The organism is Corynebacterium limaceinasi (assembly GCF_046717465.1).
Classification (GTDB): domain Bacteria; phylum Actinomycetota; class Actinomycetes; order Mycobacteriales; family Mycobacteriaceae; genus Corynebacterium.
On the sequence record NZ_CP177100.1, the window covers coordinates 1,348,387 to 1,370,731 of the forward strand.

The window sequence follows — 22,345 nt, forward strand, 5'->3', positions numbered from 1 at the left end:
ACTGCTCGCGATAAAGGAGGATCCTCGTGCTCGCTGTCCATGCCCGCTACCGTGGACGTTCCGTGCGCCGCGCTGAGCTCGTGCAGCGCTCGGCCGCCGCGCTATCCACCCTCGAGGGCGTCGGCGAGTTTCACGTCCTTGGCGTGGAGGATATTTGCGCCGTTGTCGATTCCGCCACCGCGGTGTGTGAGGTCGTCATGGCATTGCTTGCCGATGGCGACTGGGCCATCGGCATCGGCATCAGCCCCGGCAACCAGGCAGACGAGGACAGCGCGCGCCACGTGGCCACCGCGGCGCTGAAAAATTCCGCGCGCATGGGGCAGGTCTACACCAAGCTCAATAAGCGCGGCCGTTCCGCGGAGGCAAGCGATATCGCCGCCGCCTTCGCGCTCATTGGATACGTGCTGAATAAGCGCACTATCGAGGGCCGCGAGGCGACCTCGCTCGTACGGGCGGGGCTCAATCAAAATGAGGCCGCGGAAGAATTGGGCATTTCCAAACAGGCGATGTCCCAAAGGCTGCAGGCTGCGGGCTGGAGCGCCGAGATGGCCGGGTGGCAACTGGCGGTCAACCTCATTGAACGGGCCAATCTAGCCTAGGGCCAGAAAGCTCGGCCCGCGGCGGCTTAGACAAGGTCTGATTTGCGCAGCTCCGGCGTGGTCACAAAATCCACCAGCCGCTCGACCGCCCCGATAAGGCTCGAGTCCAAATCCCAGAAAGAATGGACCGCGTTATAAACGTGGCGCCACCCATCGGAGGGATCGGACCACCCCACGCGGCGGCAGATTCCGGTCTTCCAGTCTTCACCGCGCGGTACCTCCGGCCATGCTTGCAGGCCTACCCGTTGCGGTTTTACTGCCGCCCAAATATCCACAAAGGGATGGCCGGTGACTAGAACGTGCTCTCCCACTGACTCAGTCATTCGCGTTTCTTTCGACCCCTTGACTAGGTGGTCCGCGAGCACGCCGACCCGGCGACCGGGGCCAGGCTGAAACTCGGCCAGCCTTTCTTCGAGGTTGTCCAAGCCTTCTAGGTATTCCACGACCACGCCTTCTACACGCAAGTCATGACCCCACACCTTTTCCACAATGGCGGCATCGTGGACGCCCTCGACCCAAATGCGCGATGGCGCTGCTACCTTGGCCTCCACGTTTTCTACCCGCCTAGAGCCCGAATTCGATTTGCGGGGTGCTTGCTTGGGCACATACCGAGTGAGCGTCACCGGCTGGCCTTCTACTAAGAATCCGCCCTTAATGAGGTTAAATACTCGCTCGATACCGTGGCGGTCCTCTAGCCGCACGACCTCGCCAAAGACGGTCTTGTCCACGCCTAAAACGGCGCCCACGAAATCATCACCACGCACTTCTACCACCATGCCCGGCTCTGCCGGCACTTCTGGATACTGGGTGGGCTTGCTGCGCCGGTGCCCAGCAAAAATATCTCCGCCATAAGGATCTAAACTCATGGCCCGATAGTCTATCTACTACACTTGCTCGCCATGGATATGCGCGCCGAAGTGTGGTCCCCTCTCCAAAACTCCGCCATCTGGCTCGCTGCGTGGTTGTGGGGACATGAGACAACAGATGAGCTGCTCGATGCATTGACGGAACTGGGCGGGCGCCCCGAATGCTTCGATGAATCCCCCTTCATCGATTTGCTCGCCCTGCTGCGCGCCGAAACGCAAGAGCTCACCTCTCAGCCAGGCGCGGGCGGGGAGCCTCTCCTCCGGCTCATTTTATCCGGGCCGGGTGAAGCGCCGGCGCTTCCTGCGGGCTCAGAGTCTGCCCGTGCGGCCGCGCAAAGTTCAGCGGGCTCCATTGTGGTGCGCACCAATAATCCGGAAGTCTCGCTCGTTCTCATCCCCCATCCCCGTCGAGCCCACACGGCATGGCAGGTGATCTGCGAGGATCAGCCGCTGCCCTCGCCTGCCTGGCTAAGCCCCGGCGAGGCGGACGCATTGTTGACTAAGGCAACGGATGAATCCGCCGATCTCATTACGGCCACCGGCTACCAGTCCACCGCCCTTTCTAATCCCCGGCTCACGGTGGGCACCTTGAGCGATTTCTATGACACGCCCGGCCTGCCACCGGCCACCCCGCCACGGGCTGCAAAGCTCTTTGCGCGCGCGGACCGCGTTGCCGCGATCATCGAAACCGTCACGGATAGGATCAACGATCACAGCCTCGATCCGGAGCTTCTCCGGCTGTGGCGCCATATCCGGCAGGCGCGGATGACGGGAGTGGCTTATTCGGCAGCGGAATTCGCCCGCTAGAGCAGGCTCGCCGGCCCCTTAGTGAGCGCGGATATCGCAGCAGCCCGCAGCGCAAGGCGCGCCGTTGGTGGTACACCCCTGAACGGTGACATTCCCGCTGGTCTCCCACGGTTTCCCCTGTTCGAGTTCTTCCACCAGATCCACGACCATGCCCGCAAACCGCTGGGAGGGGCCAGCGGTACGGGCGCGTTCGACCTGTACGCCCATCTCATCGGCAGCGGCTTGCAGCTCAGAATCCAAGTCCCAGATGACCTCCATGTGATCGGAGATAAAACCGATGGGGCACACCACCACGGCGTCTACGCCGTCGTGGTCATGGATTGCGGTGGTGTGGTCCACGATGTCTGGTTCCAGCCACGGCGTCTTCGGGTTGCCGGAGCGCGATTGCCAGACCAGGTCATAATCCGAGATTCCGGTGCGCTCGGCAACCAATCGGGAGGCTTCGGCTACTTGCCGGGAGTAGAGGTTCTTGTCCCCATCGGCGCCACCGACATTATCGTGTGCATTCGGCACGGAGTGGGCTGTAAACAGCATACGCGCGCTGTCCATTTTCTCTGCGGGGATACGCCGCCAGGCCTCGGCGACGGCATCGACCATCTCCGCGATGAACTTGGGGTGATCATAAAATTGTCGAATCTTGGTGAACTCGATTTCTGGTAGACCCTTATCTGCAAGGTGTTGCCGCATCGCAGCAATGTCTTCATCGTATTGCCTGCACGCCGAGTAGCCGCCCCAAGCGGAGGTGGCGAAGACGGCCACCGAGCGGATCCCCTCTTCCGCCATTTTCTCTGCGGTAGCCGTACCAAAGGGGTGCCAGTTTCGATTGCCAAAATAAACCGGTAGATTATGTCCGCGTTTTTTCAGCTCGCTTTCGACGTTATGGATAATTTCCCGATTCAACCCGTTGATCGGGCTTACCCCATCAAAGTGGTAATAGTGCTTGCCCACTACTTCTAAGCGCTCGCGCGGAATTCCGCGGCCCCGCGTAACGTTCTCTAAAAACGGAACGACCTCCTCGTTTCCTTCCGGGCCACCGAAAGAAAGAACGAGGAGGGCGTCGAATTTTTGGGCAGGATGCTGTGCGTCAATCATGCCCTAAATAGTAGCAACCACAAGGCTAAGAATTAGAGAAGGCGCACAACATCCGGGGTCGCACCAGCCCAGCGCACAGGGGAGACCTGTACGTTCTGCCCAGACTGCGGGGCCTCAATCATTTGGTCATTGCCCAAGTAGATCGCAACGTGCTGGCTGCCGCCGGCGCCGTAGAAGATGAGATCGCCGCGCTGCAAATTGTCGCGCGAAACCTTATTGCCCATCTGGTACTGCGCGCCGGTGTAGTGCGGAAGGTCCAGGCCCGCTGCGGCGAACGCGTACTTAGTCAATCCAGAGCAATCAAACCCGCTCCGGCCGTAGTCGCCAAAGCTATCGGCGATGCCGCCGTCCCGGAGGCCACCAGTTGGGCCATTGTTGTCGCCACCGCCCCACACGTATGGGGTGCCGATGACGGATTCTGCGCGAGCGATCACTGCCTCAATCTGGCTGCTATTGCCCGAAGCAGGGTTGGATGGCGTTCCGGACCCTTGACCGGTGGCGGAAGGATCAGTGCTTGCCGATGGCGCCGTATTCGGGCTGCCAATCCCCAACAAGTCTGCAGATCCCTCCATCAGTGCTCGCACATCGTCTTGGTCGACGGATGCGGCGAGCTCCCCGGCGACGTCCATAACGTCCGATGCCGAGGATCCGGTGCCATAGTCCACCGTGTTAAAGGACGGGGTTGCCCCCTGGTTAAGCGCAGTGCCGAACTCCGCCTTCGGGGTCGCCGGATCCGCCTGCTCGTCCGAACCGACGTCGTTATTAGTCGCCTCAGGTAGCGGAGTCTCGTCGGAAACGATTTCGTCGGTAAAGTTTTGAGCCTTGTCTTTATTCAAGTCTTTTGACTTGACGGGAGCATCGGCAAACACATCCCCATCTACCTTAAAATCAAGGTTATTATCTTGATTTTGCACCTTTGAAAGGTCGCCTTGTTGGGATACCTCCACCGCCTGCTGCTGGTGAGCAAAAGACGCCTCGGCGAAGTTACGGGTGGCATTCATTTGAGCTTCCCGCTGGGCCAAGTTACGGCGGTGCTCTACCATTGCCGATTCGGCTGCGCGCTTATCGGCATAAGCTTGGTCAAGCTCTGCCGCATCGTCCGCAAGCTCAGGATCGTCCGAAAGCTGGGCGATGCGCTCCGTCGCGGCCGCCGCTTGCTCCTCCGCCTGGGCGAGGAGCCGCCGCAGCTGTTCTACGTCCCGCTGCTGAGCATCAACGTTTGATACAGCGCGGGCAATGGAGTCATCTGCACCGGCGCTTGGAATTTTTTCAACCGCGCCGGCTTGGGCGGGATCGGGGTGCTCATCTGCTCCCGCGGGAGCGATGGACATCAGGGGCGATAGCGCTGCGGCACCTGCGACTGCAGCTATAGTTGCGCGAACATGTCGGATGCGCGGTAGACGAATGGTGGCCACTGGAATTCTCCTTGTTTGGACCACCTTCCTGTTAAAGATTGGGACACCATGAACCGCACTTGGGCATAGGAATGCCCGAGACACTGAAGCTTGCGCATTTTCGCACAGCAGCAAGCTCAGAGTCTTCGTTGCGATATTCCGAATCCGATAGCCGCACACCCAAAGGCTTATGGGTATGCGTTATCGCCCTGCCAGCCCTTAGCTCCAGGAGGTAAGCGGCACATGAGCCCGAAAAGTAGAGACTTCACCTAGGGATTGCGCACGTCTATTAAAGCTCTATGCACTGATGCTTGAGCTCAGTAGCCTCACGACTCAATGCCCAACAATCGCTACTATTTCCCCATACCAGCGACATGTATGGTGCACTTTCTCCACGTGTCCTACGCGGTTTACTGTGAGCGTGAGCGCTTTAGCACTGCAGGGAGCATCTACTACTCACCCATTGCAGTTCCAATCTAGGATTGGCGCATCTTCATAGAGCTCCAGTTGTGGCGTGCGGTGAATTTGGGTTGCTGGAAGAGTCCAAGCCCCTTCGCACGCTGCGCTTGGCACAGTGAGAACTGCCCTATGATCCTTGGCGCAACTCGCCGCGGCGCAGTGGATGTACAGCTTTATTCGCGTACTCTTCCGTGCGAGGGCAAGCGGCCACAAACCATGAACAGGCCACACGATGCTGGCCCTAGTGTGATTCCGGTTCCCTCATTCTCTCATTCTGCACGTACCCGACTGCGCTCCTCGCGAACCTCGTGCCTGGATTCCGCTTCTCCGGGAATCCAATATCGAAGGGCTCGACAAAGAACAACACCCGCATACCCACACAACGGAACTCTAGCGAACTCGTCTCACCACTTTTAAGGAAGGTGGGTTGATGTTTATTTTTCGAACATTGTCATCGCTCAAGTGAAAGATTTTCTACTCTCCCGTTCGAGAGTTCGCTCCGTGGTTCATTGACTTCCAAGAACCGCCAATTCCTCGATTCCCGCGAGGCGTGCTTCCCCACATACCCGTGCGAATCTTCAATTGACCGTCAAGGCTAAGCCCATGAACTCAAGAAGATATTCATGTCCCTTGAGTCGACACTCGAACCATACGTCACGACACGCCCTTTTCGCACACATTCCACTTAATTACGTGGAGTCAAGTTAAACCACATGACGCAACAGTCGTACCTAACCTGCAATAATTTTGTTACCATCCCGTTATTGTGATGTTCATCACTTTGGTTTTCGTATTTCGAGGGTCTTGCGCCCCGAGCTGTAACCAATTCGGAGCCATTTCGCAGCTCTAGAACCACTCCCCCAACTCAAGTCAACCACTAAACCTTTACTTTGACCCCTCCCCCGCTCCCCTGACCTTTTAGGCAACCACAGTTTTCTTCATCCGCAGCGACCCGGAGTCACCCGAGGGGTGCCCGTAAGGAGGCCGATGAATCACGCCAATTCCTGAACATCATTTTCTATAAATCTCAGGGCGGGCACCGCGAGTCCCTTCGGTGTGGTACGCCACGACGCTCATGCGGCCGCAAAATTTAGCTCGATTCGGCGGATGGTTCTGGGGCGCGCCGAGCGCTGAAAAAATGGAATTTTTCTTCTACTTTTTCGAACAAACATAGCTAGAAGTTGGATACGTTTGGACGCCTTGATACGTCCACTCTCCCCGGACCCGCGCCCTCCTGAATGGCAGCTACTTATCCCCGAAGTTCGCGGTGAAGGGAGGCGCGCCAATAACTTAAACCGCCGAAAAGTAGGGCGAGTATGGCGACGACTGCGACGACGGCGACCATTGGAAAGCTACTTTGCTCAAGCCCTGCATAGTACTGCTGCACAAGATCGACTTGGTTAAGTCCCGGTTTTAATTGCGCCTGGGAAGATTCAATATCCGCACGGCTATAGTTCTCGCTAACCGAGGAGACATGGCGCGGGGTCTGCACGATGACAGTGTGCAGATCGGTAGCATCATAGAGCTCTTGTGCAATGTCGCGCGCGTCGGCGGCCTTGGAGACAAAGACATCGACCACGGCAACCCCGTCACCCTCACGCAGTTGCTCTGCGACGTGTGCGTTCAGCTGAGTATCCGATTCCAGGGAGGGTGCGGAATAAGCCACGCCATCCTGCTTGAGCTGCTGAGCCAGCCGCGGGACGTCCACATCACCCGGAACCATTCAATCCTCTTCCCTCTATTTCCCTATCACGGAGACTCGTGCACCCGAGATCGGGGGTTATGCACTGCGCATATTCCTCAGTCGTTCTTCATTAAAGATAATGGTTACCGCCGCCGCCTACACAGTAAACGCGCCGAGTGCGACTAAAAGCTTTAAACAGAACGCTTGTCCCGTTACAATTGACGCAACGGAAGGTTTTTGCCTCTACAATAAATAGGTGAACCATCGCGTTCTTTGCCGTCTTTGGCACTGCGGGCCCCATGGCTTCGTCTCGACCACTATGTGGTCGCGCACCTTTTGCTTATCCCGCAACTCCAGTAGGCGGCGAGTACAAAACAGAACAGACTGTTTATCAACAAGGAATGGAGCTCCCTGTGACTGAAAGCTTGAACTCCTTCGACGCCAAGAAGACCCTTGATGTCAACGGTAAGTCTTACGACTACTTTGACATCAACACGGTTCCTGGCATGGAGAAGTTGCCGTACTCCCTCAAGGTGCTGGCAGAAAACCTGCTGCGCAATGAGGACGGCAAGAATGTAAACGAGGACCACATCAAGGCCCTCGCCAATTGGGACCCAAAGTCCGAACCGGATACTGAAATCCAGTTCACCCCAGCCCGCGTCCTCATGCAGGACTTCACCGGTGTTCCCTGTGTCGTCGACCTCGCAACCATGCGTGAGGCCGTTTCCGCTCTTGGCGGTACGCCAGACCAGGTTAACCCGCTAAACCCGGCCGAGATGGTTATTGACCACTCCGTCATCGTTGAGGCCTTTGGCTCCACCGACGCTCTTGAGAAGAACGTTGAAATCGAGTACCAGCGCAACGAAGAGCGCTACCAGTTCCTGCGTTGGGGTGCTGAGAACTTCTCCAACTTCCGCGTTGTTCCTCCGGGAACCGGTATTGTCCACCAGGTCAACATTGAGTACCTGTCCCGCGTTGTCTTTGACAACGAGGGCTTGGCATACCCGGATACCTGTATCGGTACCGACTCCCACACCACCATGGAAAACGGCCTGGGCATCCTGGGCTGGGGTGTTGGCGGCATCGAGGCAGAGGCTGCCATGCTTGGCCAGCCGGTATCGATGCTCATCCCGAAGGTCGTCGGCTTCAAGCTCACCGGCGAAATCCCGACCGGCGTTACCGCAACCGACGTCGTCTTGACCATTACGGAGATGCTGCGTGAGCACGGCGTTGTCCAGAAGTTTGTAGAGTTCTACGGCAACGGCGTCAAGTCCGTCCCGCTGGCTAACCGCGCCACCATCGGCAACATGTCGCCAGAGTTCGGTTCCACCGCGGCCATCTTCCCCATCGACGAAGAGACCACCAAGTACCTCGAGCTCACCGGTCGCCCGCAAGAGCAGATCGACCGCGTCGAGCAGTACGCCAAGGCCCAGGGCATGTGGCTAGCAGAGGACACTCCGGAGCCGGAGTACTCCGAGTACATCGAACTCGACCTGTCCACCGTTGAGCCGTCCATCGCCGGCCCGAAGCGCCCGCAGGACCGCATCCTTCTTTCGGAGGCCAAGGAGCAGTTCCGTAAGGACCTGTCCAACTACACCACCGACGAAGTATGCGTCGACGACTCCTCCGTTGAGGCTAAGCGCATGTCCGGTGAGGGCGGCGCGCCTGGCGACGATGATGTCACCGGTGGCTTGAACAAGTCTCGCGAGGGCCACGGCGAATCCGCCGCGGTTGGCGCTAAGGGACGTCACTCCAACCCGATCACCGTTGAACCTGACAACGGCGGCGAGTACACCCTTGACCACGGCATGGTGGCCATTGCCTCCATCACCTCGTGCACCAACACCTCTAACCCATCCGTGATGGTGGGTGCTGGTCTGATTGCACGTAAGGCCGCCGAAAAGGGCCTGCGCTCCAAGCCATGGGTCAAGACCATTTGTGCGCCTGGTTCCCAGGTTGTCGATGGCTACTTCCAGCGTGCAGACCTCTGGAAGGACCTCGAGGCTATGGGCTTCTACCTGTCCGGCTTCGGCTGCACCACCTGCATTGGTAACTCCGGCCCGCTGCCAGAGGAAGTTTCTGCAGCCATCAACGAGAACGACTTGGCAGCTACCGCAGTTCTGTCCGGTAACCGCAACTTCGAGGGTCGTATCTCCCCGGACGTCAAGATGAACTACTTGGCATCCCCAATCATGGTTATCGCCTACGCTATTGCCGGCACCATGGACTTCGACTTCGACAACCAGCCGCTGGGTCAGGACGAAGACGGCAACGATGTCTTCCTGAAGGACATCTGGCCTACCCCGCAGGAGATCGAGGACACCATCCAGTCCGCCATCTCCCGCGAGATGTACGAGGCCGACTACGCCGACGTCTTCAAGGGCGACGATGCATGGCGCAACCTGGATGTTCCAGAGGGCGAGACCTTCGAGTGGGATGAGGACTCCACCTACATCCGCAAGGCTCCGTACTTCGAGGGCATGCCGACCGAACCAGACCTGGTTGAGGACATCAAGGGCGCTCGCGTTCTTGCGAAGCTGGGCGATTCCGTCACCACCGACCACATCTCCCCTGCTTCTGCCATCAAGCCGGGCACCCCGGCCGCGCAGTACCTGGATGAGAACGGCGTGTCCCGCTCTGATTACAACTCCTTGGGTTCCCGCCGCGGTAACCACGAGGTCATGATGCGCGGTACCTTCGCCAACATTCGCCTGGCTAACCAGCTGGTGGATGAGACCGGTGGTTACACCCGCGACTTCACCCAAGAGGGCGCACCGCAGGCATACATCTACGATGCATGCGAGAACTACAAGGAAGCCGGCATTCCACTGGTCGTTATCGCTGGTAAGGAATACGGCACCGGTTCTTCCCGTGACTGGGCTGCAAAGGGCACCAACCTCCTGGGTGTTAAGGCAGTCATCACCGAGTCCTTCGAGCGCATCCACCGCTCGAACCTCATCGGTATGGGCGTTATCCCGCTGCAGTTCCCTGAGGGCGAGTCCCACGAGTCCCTGGGCCTGGATGGCACGGAGACCTTCGACATCGAAGGCATCACCGGATTCAACGACGGCTCCATCCCGAAGACCGTTCACGTCACCGCTACCAAGCAGGACTCCGACGACGCTGTCGAGTTCGACGCTAACGTACGTATCGACACCCCGGGTGAGGCAGAGTACTTCCGCCACGGCGGTATCCTGCAGTACGTGCTGCGCCAGATGGTGAAGAACTAAGCCACTTAATGCGACGGAAAAGTACTAAGCTTTTTGGGCTTAGTGCTCGTCGCTGAGCTTGATGACGCGGGGTCGCACCGCTCTCTCCCGTAGAGGGCTCTGCGGCCCCGCGTTTTTTCATTGTCGTTCTATGTTCGTTTCAGAACATACTTAACTTGAAGCATTAATCATTCCTAAAAGGAGACGACCTCACCATGCCAATCGTGAGTGAATCTGAGTTAAATCGGCGCAGGCACGAAATTCTCGTCGGGGCTCGCCGGTGCTTTGCCGAACATGGCTATGAGGGCGCGACTGTCCGCCTCTTAGAACAAGCCACCGGGAAATCACGCGGCGCCATATTCCACCACTTTGGGGACAAGGAGTCCTTATTCCTCTCTTTAGCCCGCGAAGATGCCGCACGCCAGGCAGAAGTGGTGGCCAATAACGGCCTCGTCGAGGTTATGCGGGAGATGTTGCGTCACCCAGAACGCCACGATTGGCTTGCCACGCGTCTGGAGATCACTTCCCTCTTGCGCACGGACCCATCGTTTGCTGCTCGGTGGAAAGAACACCAGTCCATTCGTGACGAGGCTATCCGCGCCCGCCTCGCTTCCAACGCGGAACAAGGCCGCCTGCGAGACGATGTCGATATAGATACCCTGGTGAGCTATTTGGAAACCTTCATGGATGGGTTTATTAATAGGCTCGCCTTAGGGGATACGGATGGCCTGGAGCGTGTCCTCGATCTGGTGGAGCAATCCATTCGGAGTTCTAGGTCTCCACAGCGCTAACCACGCACCAGCCTTCGTCTCTCTTATCTTTAGCCGGAGCCGGAGGCGAAGGCGCCAGCTGAACGCAGACTCGGTTAGTTGGTACCTTCTGCCAAGCCGCCGGTATTGGAAAGTTCTACTTCCTGGACGCTGACATACTGCGCGATCTCTGCAACGAACCCTGGATCATGGCACGTAAGGACGATTGCCGTTCCTGAGTCCAGCGCCTTATGAATCAGTTGATGCATCAGCGCTCGATCCGTTAGTGACAGCAAGCTATCCGGCTCATCCATGAGTAGGATTGCGTGGCCCATCCCCACCACATGTGCCGTTTGAGCCAGCCTGAGCCGGGAAGCGGACAGATCCAATGGGTGCTCATCGGCATCAAGTTCCAGCAGCTGCCGTAACGCGGTATCGGGAACAAAATCCCCCAAAGTGGAATATATTACCTGGTCATAAGGAGATTGGAGGACCAATCCCCGGGGCTCAGCTGGGCGCTGTGCCCCGTCGAGGCCGGCTGCGGCGCGCAGGAGCGACGTTTTTCCAGTACCGTTTGCCCCGCGCAACCAGGTCACGCCCCCGCCGCGAATGGGGATGGTTACCGGTCCGACGCTAAAGGTATTGCCGGAAGGCTTCGCCGATTGCCACCACCGCTTCTTTTCTTGTCCGCGGCGCGCAGTAAGCGGACCGAGAGATCCCCGGGCCCCATAAGAAGAAATCGCGTCTAAGCTTACTGGGGCAGGTTGTGGGATCTCTCCTACGACCTCCCCGCCCAATTCGGGCCAGTGCATGGATGACACGGCAAGAACGCAGGTATTTCGCAGCGAATGCAATAGCTGCACCATCATCGCCAACGATGTGGGGTCAAGCCCCGCGCTCGGCTCGCACATAATGAGCACCTCGGGCTCGCGGATCGCAACGCACGCAGCAGCGAGCCTCCGCGTCTGACCGCCAGAAAGCTGGGTGGGGTTTTTCTCCGCGTAATCGCTTAGGCCCACCGCCGCGAGCATTTCCTCTCCGCGTATCTGCATGCGGGCTGGGTCCTCACCCTGGTTTTCTAATCCTAGGACCACTTCTTCGATGCAGGTATCGCGCAGGTAGCTGATCTGCGCGGAGGAGTCAGTACCAATGATGGCGGATGATGAGAATTTTTCGCCCAGCTCTTGCGCCACGTTTTCGGCGATGGCATCCGAAGGAACAAGTACTTGGATGATGCGTCCCTTACTCGGCTGAATATCGTCTATATCCATACAAAGACCATGACTCCTATGGTTCCAATGGGAACGATGTAGCGTAGCACGCGGGACACTGCTGAATCCGGTACCGGCCGCAAAAGGGTCCTAGTTCCCTCTTCATCAAAGCCCACGGCGGCAAGGGCGTGGCCGCGCTCGGTGCCTTGGATCAGGAGGCGCGAAATTACTGGGATGACCACCCGGGAAATGGTATTCCGCCACGTCACCTTGATTCCTGCCAGCTGATTGGCATCGCGGACGGTCCGCCAGGCTTGCGCACCTTGCGGTAAAGACTGCAGTGAAGCACCAACGATATAGGCAATTTTGTGCCCAGCGCGCGAGACTTGTAGCCATTTCGCAATATCGGATATCCGCAGCACGGACATCGCCACGATGAAGCACACCATGAGCGCGAAAAAGCGCAGGGCTAGTGTGGCGGCGATGAGCAGGCCATCGCTTGTAATAAGCGGAATCAGCTGGTTATCGCCATAGGGGGCGTGGATCACCAACATCGATAAGGCCACCGGAACACAGAGCGCTGCAGAGGCCAAGACGATCGCAAGGGATCTCGTGGCCCACACGCCATAGGCAAGCATTGCGCCAGCTACCACTGCAGAGACTAGTGGGCTATTGAGAGCGAGGATAAGTAGCCAACCGCACGCAGCAATGGTGAGGACCGTCGACGGGTGAAGGCGATACATTAGCGAGGCTGCAAGGATTCCCGGGTGCGCTTAGGCAAGGATTTCACGGCAGCCCACACGATGAGGAAGACGACTGCCTTATCCAGTGGGTCGGAGATAAGTGATTGCATCGTGACGGACGCAATCAAGGAGTTGCCGAGTTCGCGGAAGAGGGACGTGAGCGCGCCGGTACCGACACCAGCCGTACCGCCGTAGACGAACGCGGCCACGGGTGCGGCGAGCATGCCGCAGATGATGCCGATGATGGCACCGCTGACGATGACCTTCCAGATCTTGCTAAAAGCGCCCTTTTGGATGGCCCAGCCGGAAAGGAAGCCGGTAGCCGCGGAAACGGCGGCGAATGGGAGTGCCATCGGGTTGAGCAATCCCCAGACCACTGAAGACAGTGTACCGGTAGCAAGCCCGGCAATGGGGCCTGCCAGTGCCGCCACCAGGATGGTTCCCACGGAGTCGATATACAGTGGAATACCGCTCGAACCGATGATTTGGCCCACCACGATGTTGAGAACCAACGCGATGGGAATAATGGCGATGGTACGAGCCGGCAGGGACGGCACGGTGCCGGCGAGCAACAAGGCCGCACCGATGAGGTAGCCGGCCAGGGTGATCAAGGCTTCGGCGGAGCCCGCTACGGACTCCCAATCAGTTGGGCGGAAAAGCACCAAGTAGATCCACGTGGCGACGACGAGCGCGGCGCCCGCGATGACCATCCCCCGGCGGGCAGGGGTAAGAGAAAGCTGAGGCATAGAGGTATTCCTAATCCATCAATGTGAAAAAGAGATTGGGGCACACTGCTCTTGTAGTCCCAGCCTATGTCACCTCAGCGTAGGAAAAATGTGGCGTATGCGCTGCGGATTAGGGTAAAAGATTTATTCGCCTAGAGCAACACGCGCGCCCAAGATGCGCAGCGCCCTGTCGAACTCGCGGTGAGCAGCTGGAATATCCGCGCTGGTCACCAGAGAGGCATTAGTTGGCCGGCCCCAATGGTTGCGGAGGTCCGCGACGCTGGTACCGCGCATCAGCGCAGAATCCGCTTCCACGTCTATGGTCGTATCCACAGCCTCAAACGGCACCTTCTTAAGCGCAATGATGCAGGTCAGAAGGTCATGGATCTGGGCTTGGTAGCCTTCTTCTTGCACTTGATGGAACTCGAAGTAAAACCGCAGGATCTCCGGCAATTTTTCCGTCATCGGGTGTGTACCAAGAAGCCCCTGAATTTCTGCCAAGCGCTCTGGGGTGATAAGAAATTGCTCGGTGACCTCGAGCGAGCACAGCGTACTGTGCAATTCTGCTGAGGCTGAAAAATGACGTGCTGCCGCGTGGGGATCTACCCAGAAATTCCACTCCGCGGTCGGGGTCGTATTGCCGCGGTAATTAACGGCACCGCCCATGATGGTAATCGAGCCGCACTGCGCAACGGCATCGCCATGCTCCCGCTCGAAGTCTGCCAAATTAGTTACCGGCCCGGTGACGATGAGGTGTAGCCCCGGGTTGCGGGCAATGGCGCTCGACCACAACTCCTGCCACTGAATATCGGCGAAATCGTGATCGGGCGCGGAAAGATAACCCAAGCCGGACTCACCGTGGGTTTCAGGTGTCGTGGTCAGCTCTACTTCGAGCGGAGCCGGCCGCCCTGAGGCGACGGGAACCTCCGGCAATCCACAAAGGTCCAAAATCCACCGTGCATTGGCGGCTGTCTGTTGGACCGCGACGTTTCCAGCAGTCGTGCTCACGCCCACTAATTCGATCTCGCCCGCGTGATGCAGCCCCGCTAAGTACATTAGGGCGAGACAGTCATCAATCCCTGGATCGCAGTCGAGCAAGACGGCTGGGCGCGAAACACTCATTGATAGTCTGGCTGACTATTAATTAATGGAGCTTACTGGCTTGTCGCCGTCAACGAATACGACTGGAGAGCCCGGAAGCTCCTCGCGGCCCAGTACCTCTACGATGACGTCTGCCACCAGGTCACGAGACGAGGTCTGACCTTCTTGCAGCATCTTGTCCTCAACAAATTCCAGCCCCTGCGCAGGCTCCTCCGTCAGGCCAGCGGGCTTCAGGATGATGTGCGGGATAGAGCTATCGGCTAAGCGGTTGTCCACTTCCTTCTTGGATTCCACGTAGGCGTACCACTTTTCATCGGCTGGATCGGTCGTCGCAACCTGGGAGCCGACATAAGAAATCATGACGAACTGAGGAACGTCTTTGCCCAGCTTTTCTAGGGCCTCGATGGCGGCCAAAGCACCGTCGCGGTCGACGGCCCACGTCAGTTCCGCGCCGCCACGGCCGCCGTTTCCGGCACCCCATACAACTGCGTCATAATCTGCGAATAGTTCGGCCCATTGGTCAACGGACTGCTCGGTAATATCTGCAATAACCGGCGTAGCGTTGGCCTGCTCGATATCGGCCTTTTGCTCTGGGTTACGGATAAGCGAGTGAACCTCGTGGCCAGCTTCCGCTAATTTTGGAGCCGCCAGCAGGCCAACCTTGCCGTGTCCACCGATGTACAAAACCTTTTTCTTAGTATCAGCCATAGCGCCCAATGGTAACAGCGCGATTTTTATGCTGCAGCGGTTCTTTTCAGCGGTGCCAGAACATGCCGCGACCGCGGTGCGAGCGTTACACACCGAACCAGATAGAATACTGACTATGTATGCCATTATGACCGTTACCGGTGCCGATAGCACCGGAATCATTGCCGCAGTGACCACGACCCTTGCTGAACTGGACATCAACGTCGTTGACGTCTCGCAGACCTTGATGGGTGACTACTTCACCATGATCCTCCGCGTCGAATTCGATGCGGATGCCGTATCCATCCAGACCATCAAGGAGCGGATGCGCCCGGTTGCGGAGGAAAAGCAGCAATCCATCCGCATTCAGTCCGAAGACCTCTTTACCGCCATGAACGAGATTTAACATGAGCACGCGTTTTAATACCACCAATATCTTGGACACCATCGAGATGATCGAAAACTATCGTCTCGATATCCGTACCGTGACGATGGGCATTTCCCTGCTGGGATGTACGCGCTCGACCATGGAGGCAACCTGCCAGGCCATCTATGACCGCGTAACGCAGCAAGCAGGCCGCTTGGTTGAGGTATGCGAGGGCATCGAAGGTGAGCTCGGCATCCCGATCGTCAACAAGCGCATCTCCGTCACCCCCATTTCCCTCGTTGTAGCAGGCTTGGACGGCAACCCCGTCGATGCCGCGCAGGCGCTGGATAAGGCCGCGAAGGAGGTGGGCGTTAACTTCGTCGGCGGCTACTCTGCGCTGGTAGAAAAGGGCGCGACGAGCGCAGAGCAAAAACTCATTTCCTCCATCCCCGAAGCCTTGGCCGAGACAGACGTAGTGTGCTCCTCGGTCAATATCGCCAGCTCCCGCGCCGGCATCAACATGGATGCGACGAAGCAAATGGGCGAGGTCATCAAGGAAGCCGCTGAGCTGACCAAGGATGATTCCGCAATCGCCTGCGCCAAGCTCGTCGTCTTTGCCAACTCCGTGGGCGATAACCCGTTTATGGCCGGTGCCTTCCACGGCATCGAGGAGCCTGACTGCGTCGTCTCCGTTGGCGTCTCCGGCCCCGGCGTGGTGGACCGCGCCCTCGGCTCCTTGGAAGGCGCAAGCCTGGATCAGGTGGCTGAGGAAGTGAAGAAGGCAGCCTTCAAGATCACCCGCGCCGGGCAGCTCGTGGGCAATATGGCCTCCGAGCGCCTCGGCGTTCCCTTCGGCATCATTGACCTCTCCTTGGCCCCCACGGCAGAACTCGGCGACTCCGTGGCGCACATCCTCGAGCACATGGGCCTCGATCAGGTGGGCACGCACGGCACGACGGCGGCATTGGCGCTGCTTAACGATGCCGTCAAGAAGGGCGGCATGATGGCATGCTCGCGCGTGGGCGGCTTGTCCGGTTCTTTCATCCCCGTCTCTGAGGACAGGGGCATGATCGATGCCGTAAAGTCCGGCTCCATTTCCATGGACAAGTTGGAGGCCATGACCGCCATCTGCTCGGTAGGCTTTGACATGATCGCACTCCCCGGCGATACCTCTGCGGCCACGATTTCCGGCATGATTGCGGATGAAGCCGCAATCGGCGTGATGAACCATAAGACCACCGCCGTGCGCGTCATTCCGGTACCTGGTGCCAAGGTGGGCGACGAGGTCAGCTTCGGTGGGCTTTTGGGCTATGCACCGATCATCCCGGTCAATCAGGTGGGCAATTCGCAGTTCATCAACCGCGGCGGCTTCATCCCTGCACCGGTACACGGTTTCCGCAACTAGGTGTCGAGTACTCCACGCCTAGGGGGAAGCGCGCCTAGGACAAGCGCGCCAAGCTCCTCTTAGGACTCGGAGTCTTCATTCTCTTCGCCCGGCTTCTCGGATTCTTCCCACCGGGCGAGGTTTGCTTTGAAGTGCTGAAAAGAATCTTCTAACTGGCGCAATTCCACCTCGCCGCCGACCTGGCGGCCGGCATCGGAGTAGATGGCCTCCGCTGCTTCATCTAGGACATTGCGGCGCTCCACGGTGCGCAGCAGCGCGACCGCCTTGGCTAGGTTGTTGAGCAGGCTGAGGTAGATTTCGGCGTTATCGGCCGCATCGCGGCGGATTTGGGTGAACATCGCCTCAATGATCTGTTCGTAGCTAAAGGTTTGATAGTCCAAGCGGAACTCGCCATCGATATGCATGATCCCTTGCGGCAAGCGCTTGTCCCCAATGACCACCAAGATTTGCGTGAAGCGGTCAATGATGTCGATGACCGTATAAGGGTCATTGACGCCGGTGCTTAAAGCGCGGGCGGCAATCTCCGCGAGGTGCCGGGCCGTAAACCGCGGGTCGTGCGCGGAGGCATCCTCACGGTGCTGCGTGACCACGATGTGCTTTTCAATGTTTTCCGGCATGTGCGGCACGCCGTGGGCGATGACCTCTCCTTCAAGCACGAGATCGCCGGGGGCCACACCTAAGTGAACCGCGCAATCTTCTTCGGCCGCCGCTTGGGCAATGGACTCGTAGTCCACGAATTTCAGGTAGCCCGTTTGAGAGCTGCGGGTTGCGTCAGCGGATTCATAGAAATCCGAACCTGGTGCCTTGGAGACCTTCTCTTCCTCGCCACGCTCAATGAGGCGCCGCATGTGCTCTTCCACGTCTTGGGCCACCACGTGCACCACGTGAGACATGCTGATGGACTGCGCGATGTGGACGATGAAATAAATCAAAAAGACCACGCAAATTAGCGCCAAGGCAATGTCGACTGCGACATTCAGCGAGGGAACGTGTTCTTGCTTGCCTTCACCACCGGCGCGCACGGCACGCAGAGAGAGCAGCGAATAGGTAAAGGTCGCCAGGTAGATCCCCAGCGTGGACTGGATGGAGCGGTCCTTCAAAAATTCGTGCAATAGGCGCGGCCCCATCACCGTCACCACTCCGGAAAGCGCGGTCAGGGTGATAAAGAACAGGGTTCCGGCCAGGGACAGCGTGGCGGTGGCCACGGCGGTGAGCAGGCCTTGGGCGCTTTCCGCGCTACCGTCATAGAGCCGAGAGAGCGCCAGGTCGAAGTTGCGATCGAGTGCGAGCATGCCTTCGGCCGCCACGACGGCCACCGCCACTGCAACCGCGGGAATGACCCAAAACTTATCCCGCCAGGCGGGCATCCTCTCGATCAGCGTTTTCATCAGGCTTAAGCCAGCTCGACGATTTCCATGTACTCATCGGACCACAGGTCTTCATCGCCATCTGGCATGATGATCACCCGCTCAGGGTCGAGCGCCTTCACCGCGCCCGGATCGTGGGTAACCAAGACCACCGCGCCCGTGTAGGTATTAAGCGCGTCGAGCACCTGCTCGCGAGAGATGGGGTCGAGGTTGTTGGTCGGCTCATCGAGAAGCAGCACGTTCGCGCGGCTGGAGACCAACGTAGCCAGGGACAGGCGGGTTTTCTCACCGCCAGACAGAGTTCCGGCAGGCTGTTGCAGTTTATCGCCGGAAAACATAAACGCTCCCAGCAGCCCGCGCAGCTCTTGCTGGTCCGCATTGGGGCAGGCCTCAATGGTGTTTTCCCATACGCTCTTATCCGGGTGGATACTGTCGTGCTCCTGCGCAAAGTAGCCAATGCGCAATCCGTGGCCACTGACGATGCCACCCTCACCATCGGTGCGCTCCTCCCCCGCCAAGAGCTTGAGCAAGGTCGTCTTACCGGCACCGTTATACCCCAGGACAACGACCCTGGAGCCCTTATCGATGGCCAGGTCCACACCCGCGAACACCTCCAACGAACCGTACATCTTGGTCAAGCCTTTGGCGTTCATGGGCGTCTTGCCGCACGGGGCGGGCTCGGGGAATTTAATATTGGCTACCTTATCCGCAACGCGCACCTCATCGAGGTCATTCATCATGCGCTCGGCGCGGTTCAGCATCTGCTTCGCCGCAGATGCCTTGGTGGCCTTAGCACCCAATTTGGCGGCCTGCTTTTGCAGCGCGGAGGCCTTCTTTTCGGCATTCGCGCGCTCGCGGCGCCGGCGTGCCTCATCTGTAGCACGGGCATCGAGATACTTCTTATAACCCATGTTGTAGACATCCGCCTCGCCGCGCACCGCGTCGAGGAACCAGACCTTATTACACACGGCCTCGAGCAACTCGACGTCGTGGGAAATCATGACCAGTCCGCCCTCATGCTTGGACAGGAACTGGCGGAGCCAGACGATGGAATCCGCATCTAGGTGGTTGGTCGGCTCATCGAGGAGCAACGTGGTCTGGGATTTACCCGAGCCTTCGCTGGCTGCAAAAAGGATCTGTGCCAGCTCCACGCGGCGGCGTTGGCCACCCGATAGCGTCTTGAGTTTTTGATCCAAAACGCGCTGAGGCAAGCCTAGGTTATCGCAGATTTGGGCGCACTCGGAATCAGCCTCATAGCCGCCCAAGGAGTCGAATTGCTCTTCCAACCGGGAGTATTTACGGATGGCCTTATCGCGGAACTTCTCATCCGTGGCCGTTTCCATCAGCTCTTGTTGCTTGGCCATCCGCCGCTTAATATCATCCAGCCCGCGGGCAGAAAGCACGCGCTCGCGCGCGGTTTGCTCGATATTGCCTTCGCGCGAATCCTGCGGAAGGTAACCAATCGGGCCCAAACGAGAGACAGTACCGCCATAAGGCTCGGTCTCGCCTGCCAGGATGCGCATGGTCGTGGTCTTTCCCGCACCATTGCGGCCCACTAGCCCGATGCGGTCGCCGGGCTGGACGCGGAGGTGCTGTCCGGGGGCATCGAGAAGCGTGCGGGCGCCTACGCGTACCTCAAAATCATTGGTCACAATCACGACAAGCCAGTCTAGCAACCAAAGGCCAAGGCACTAATTCGCGCAAAAAAGGCGGCGGTAAAACTACCGCCGCCTTTTAGACATTCCGTGGTGATTAAACCGCAAAGCCCAGAGCTTGGAGCTGCTCACGGCCTTCTTCGGAAATCATGTGTGGGCCCCACGGTGGCATCCAGACCCAGTTGATACGCACGCCATCGGCAAGCTTCTTGCCGGTAACAATGTCCTCAACCTGTTCCGCAATGACGTCGGTCAAAGGGCAGGCCGGCGAGGTCAACGTCATGTTGATCATGGCAAGCTCTTTGCCGTCCTTTTCTTCCAGCCACAGGTCATAGACCAAGCCCAAGTCAACGACGTTGATGCCGAGCTCCGGGTCGATGACATCGCGCATGAACTCGGTGATGTCAAAGGCCTTCGACAGCTGTTCTTCCGTCTGCTCTGGCCGCTCACCGCCTGCGCTGAAGGACGAATTCTCGTTCTGGTAAGGATCTACGGGATCGGTCATTTACTTCTCCACTTCATTGAGCGCATCTGCGGTGGCGGCCTGAAAAGCCTTCCACCCTAGCAGCGCGCATTTAACTCGTGCCGGGTATTGAGAAACACCTGCAAAGGCAACACCATCGCCGATGATGTCCTCATCGCCCTCGTCCTGGCCACGGGAGGTGACCATCTTTTCAAACTCGGCAAGCTTTTTATTGGCTTCCTCCAAGGGCAAGCCGACGATCTCTTCCGCCATGACGGACGTCGATGCCTGCGAGATGGAACAACCTTCGGCGTCGTAGGACACATCTTCAACGGTCTTGCCGTCCGCGGAAAGGTTGACGCGCAACGTGAGCTCATCGCCGCACGAGGGGTTCACGTGGTGAACCTCTGCCTGGAACGGCTCGCGCAACCCCGCGTGTTGCGGATTTTTATAGTGATCCAAGATCACGTCTTGGTACATCGAATCTAGATTCATTAGGCAACTCCAAAGAAATCGCGGGCGGCCTTAATGGCTTCTACCAGCTTATCTACTTCGGCTTCCGTGTTGTACAGGTAAAAGCTAGCGCGCGCGGTCGATTGCGCACCGCAGGCGCGGTGCAGCGGCCACGCGCAGTGGTGGCCTACTCGAATGGAAACGCCTTGGTCATCCAGAACCTGACCCAGATCGTGCGGGTGCACGCCCTCCACGGTAAAGGAGATGGCCGCGCCGCGGTTCTCGGCCGTTTCTGGGCCGATGATGCGCAGGCCCGGAATCTCACGAAGCTGTTCCAAGGCATAAGCGGTGAGCTTTTGCTCGTGGGCATGGATATTATCCATCCCCACCTCCTCGAGGAACTTCACCGCGGCGCCGAGGCCGACGACCTGGCTGGTCATCTGCGTTCCCGCCTCAAATCGCGTGGGCGGTTCCGCGAAGGTGGTTCCTTCCATCTTCACTACCTCGATCATGGAGCCACCCGTGAGGAACGGGGGAAGCTTGCGCAGCAATTCGTCCTTGCCGTAGAGCACGCCCACGCCATTCGGGCCACACATCTTGTGGCCCGAGAATGCGGCGAAATCCACATCCAAGGCATGGAAATCTACCGGCATGTGCGGGACGGACTGGCAGGCATCGAGCACCACCATGGCATCGACCGCACGGGCACGGCGCACCATTTCCTCGACATCGGATACAGCGCCAGTCACATTGGACTGATGAGTAAACGCAACAACCTTGACGGATTCATCAAGCTCGAGCGAATCCAAGTCGATGCGGCCATCGTCAGTCAACGAGTACCACTTCAAGGTGGCACCGGTGCGCTCACAGAGCTGTTGCCAAGGCACGAGGTTGGCGTGGTGCTCAAGCTCCGTGATGACGACGGTATCGCCTTCTCCTACGTACAGCTCGCCCGCGCGCTCATCGGAAAGCGTATAGGCAACCTCATTGAGCGCCTCGGTGGCGTTTTTGGTAAAGGCAATCTCATCGCGGTCCGCACCAACGAAGGCCGCGATGGCCTGCCGGGCCGACTCATAAGCGTTATCCGCCTCTTCAGCCAACTGGTAAGAGCCGCGGTGGACGGGGGCGTTGGTATGGAGAACGAACTCCTCCTCTGCCTTCCACACCGGCAACGGGCGCTGGGAGGTAGCCCCCGAATCCAAGTACACCAGCGGCTTATCGCCGCGCACGGTGCGCTGCAGGATTGGGAACTGCTCCCTAATTGCGTTTACATCAAATCCAGACATAAAACTTCTTCGATTCATCGAGG

The 22,345-nt window shown here is 58.5% G+C and carries 20 protein-coding genes; 6 read left to right on the top strand and 14 right to left on the bottom strand.

Annotated features, from left to right (window positions below):
- The first annotated feature begins 26 nt into the window (after positions 1-26).
- Positions 27-599 carry a hypothetical protein gene (locus ACLI1Q_RS06635; protein ID WP_005282991.1) on the top strand — a complete coding sequence of 191 codons (573 nt, stop codon included), beginning with the start codon at positions 27-29 and terminating at the stop codon, positions 597-599.
- A gap of 26 nt (positions 600-625) precedes the next feature.
- On the opposite strand, the gene ACLI1Q_RS06640 is transcribed toward ACLI1Q_RS06635, so the two are convergent.
- A complete protein-coding gene (locus ACLI1Q_RS06640; protein ID WP_284771897.1) occupies positions 626-1,465 on the bottom strand; it encodes a DUF3097 domain-containing protein in 840 nt (279 codons plus the stop codon).
- Between the two features lie 33 nt (positions 1,466-1,498).
- Here ACLI1Q_RS06640 and ACLI1Q_RS06645 point away from each other — a divergent pair, with 33 nt between their 5' ends.
- On the top strand, positions 1,499-2,272 hold the full coding sequence (locus ACLI1Q_RS06645) for a hypothetical protein (RefSeq protein ID WP_284771898.1): 774 nt from the start codon (positions 1,499-1,501) through the stop codon (positions 2,270-2,272).
- A gap of 18 nt (positions 2,273-2,290) precedes the next feature.
- Here ACLI1Q_RS06645 and ACLI1Q_RS06650 read toward each other — a convergent pair whose 3' ends face one another.
- From ACLI1Q_RS06650 to ACLI1Q_RS06660, 3 genes are all read right to left on the bottom strand, one after another.
- Positions 2,291-3,364 carry a ferrochelatase gene (locus ACLI1Q_RS06650; RefSeq protein ID WP_411696930.1) on the bottom strand — a complete coding sequence of 358 codons (1,074 nt, stop codon included), beginning with the start codon at positions 3,362-3,364 and terminating at the stop codon, positions 2,291-2,293.
- 32 nt (positions 3,365-3,396) lie between these two features.
- Positions 3,397-4,779, bottom strand: a complete 1,383-nt coding sequence (locus ACLI1Q_RS06655) for an NlpC/P60 family protein (protein ID WP_284771900.1) — start codon at positions 4,777-4,779, stop codon at positions 3,397-3,399.
- Positions 4,780-6,466: 1,687 nt separating this feature from the next.
- The gene (locus ACLI1Q_RS06660) at positions 6,467-6,940 is read right to left on the bottom strand and encodes a DUF6676 family protein (protein ID WP_239268148.1); all 474 of its coding nucleotides are present in this window, start codon (positions 6,938-6,940) and stop codon (positions 6,467-6,469) included.
- Between the two features lie 374 nt (positions 6,941-7,314).
- Between ACLI1Q_RS06660 and can the strand changes: the two genes are divergently transcribed.
- The gene (can, locus tag ACLI1Q_RS06665; RefSeq protein WP_239268150.1) at positions 7,315-10,131 is read left to right on the top strand and encodes an aconitate hydratase; all 2,817 of its coding nucleotides are present in this window, start codon (positions 7,315-7,317) and stop codon (positions 10,129-10,131) included.
- 194 nt (positions 10,132-10,325) lie between these two features.
- Entirely contained in the window at positions 10,326-10,901 is a 576-nt protein-coding gene (locus ACLI1Q_RS06670; RefSeq protein ID WP_239268152.1) for a TetR/AcrR family transcriptional regulator, read from the top strand.
- 74 nt (positions 10,902-10,975) lie between these two features.
- Here ACLI1Q_RS06670 and ACLI1Q_RS06675 read toward each other — a convergent pair whose 3' ends face one another.
- From ACLI1Q_RS06675 to ACLI1Q_RS06695, 5 genes are all read right to left on the bottom strand, one after another.
- Entirely contained in the window at positions 10,976-12,130 is a 1,155-nt protein-coding gene (locus ACLI1Q_RS06675) for an ATP-binding cassette domain-containing protein (protein WP_411696931.1), read from the bottom strand.
- A complete protein-coding gene (locus ACLI1Q_RS06680) occupies positions 12,121-12,813 on the bottom strand; it encodes an energy-coupling factor transporter transmembrane component T family protein (RefSeq protein ID WP_239268156.1) in 693 nt (230 codons plus the stop codon). The genes ACLI1Q_RS06675 and ACLI1Q_RS06680 overlap by 10 nt, the downstream gene beginning before the upstream one ends.
- On the bottom strand, positions 12,813-13,559 hold the full coding sequence (locus ACLI1Q_RS06685; protein ID WP_126319066.1) for an ECF transporter S component: 747 nt from the start codon (positions 13,557-13,559) through the stop codon (positions 12,813-12,815). The genes ACLI1Q_RS06680 and ACLI1Q_RS06685 overlap by 1 nt, the downstream gene beginning before the upstream one ends.
- 123 nt (positions 13,560-13,682) lie before the next feature.
- On the bottom strand, positions 13,683-14,660 hold the full coding sequence (locus ACLI1Q_RS06690) for a nucleoside hydrolase (RefSeq protein ID WP_239268158.1): 978 nt from the start codon (positions 14,658-14,660) through the stop codon (positions 13,683-13,685).
- A gap of 18 nt (positions 14,661-14,678) precedes the next feature.
- The gene (locus tag ACLI1Q_RS06695) at positions 14,679-15,347 is read right to left on the bottom strand and encodes an NAD(P)H-binding protein (RefSeq protein ID WP_239268160.1); all 669 of its coding nucleotides are present in this window, start codon (positions 15,345-15,347) and stop codon (positions 14,679-14,681) included.
- A 115-nt stretch (positions 15,348-15,462) separates the two neighbouring features.
- Between ACLI1Q_RS06695 and ACLI1Q_RS06700 the strand changes: the two genes are divergently transcribed.
- The gene (locus tag ACLI1Q_RS06700; RefSeq protein ID WP_239268162.1) at positions 15,463-15,732 is read left to right on the top strand and encodes an ACT domain-containing protein; all 270 of its coding nucleotides are present in this window, start codon (positions 15,463-15,465) and stop codon (positions 15,730-15,732) included.
- Position 15,733: 1 nt separating this feature from the next.
- Positions 15,734-17,098, top strand: coding sequence for a PFL family protein (locus ACLI1Q_RS06705; RefSeq protein ID WP_239268164.1), 1,365 nt, complete (start codon positions 15,734-15,736; stop codon positions 17,096-17,098).
- Positions 17,099-17,157: 59 nt separating this feature from the next.
- Here ACLI1Q_RS06705 and ACLI1Q_RS06710 read toward each other — a convergent pair whose 3' ends face one another.
- The 5 genes from ACLI1Q_RS06710 to ACLI1Q_RS06730 all read right to left on the bottom strand — a co-directional run bounded on the left by ACLI1Q_RS06710 (position 17,158) and on the right by ACLI1Q_RS06730 (position 22,322).
- Positions 17,158-18,486 (bottom strand): DUF2254 domain-containing protein, encoded by a 1,329-nt coding sequence (locus ACLI1Q_RS06710; RefSeq protein WP_239268166.1) that lies wholly within the window; start codon positions 18,484-18,486, stop codon positions 17,158-17,160.
- A gap of 5 nt (positions 18,487-18,491) precedes the next feature.
- Positions 18,492-20,123, bottom strand: a complete 1,632-nt coding sequence (locus ACLI1Q_RS06715) for an ABC-F family ATP-binding cassette domain-containing protein (RefSeq protein ID WP_239268168.1) — start codon at positions 20,121-20,123, stop codon at positions 18,492-18,494.
- Positions 20,124-20,217: 94 nt separating this feature from the next.
- Entirely contained in the window at positions 20,218-20,625 is a 408-nt protein-coding gene (locus ACLI1Q_RS06720) for a metal-sulfur cluster assembly factor (RefSeq protein WP_239268170.1), read from the bottom strand.
- Positions 20,626-21,078, bottom strand: coding sequence for a Fe-S cluster assembly sulfur transfer protein SufU (gene sufU / locus ACLI1Q_RS06725; RefSeq protein ID WP_005279143.1), 453 nt, complete (start codon positions 21,076-21,078; stop codon positions 20,626-20,628). It abuts the gene before it with no gap.
- Positions 21,078-22,322 carry a cysteine desulfurase gene (locus tag ACLI1Q_RS06730; RefSeq protein WP_239268172.1) on the bottom strand — a complete coding sequence of 415 codons (1,245 nt, stop codon included), beginning with the start codon at positions 22,320-22,322 and terminating at the stop codon, positions 21,078-21,080. The genes sufU and ACLI1Q_RS06730 overlap by 1 nt, the downstream gene beginning before the upstream one ends.
- Positions 22,323-22,345 lie beyond the last annotated feature (23 nt).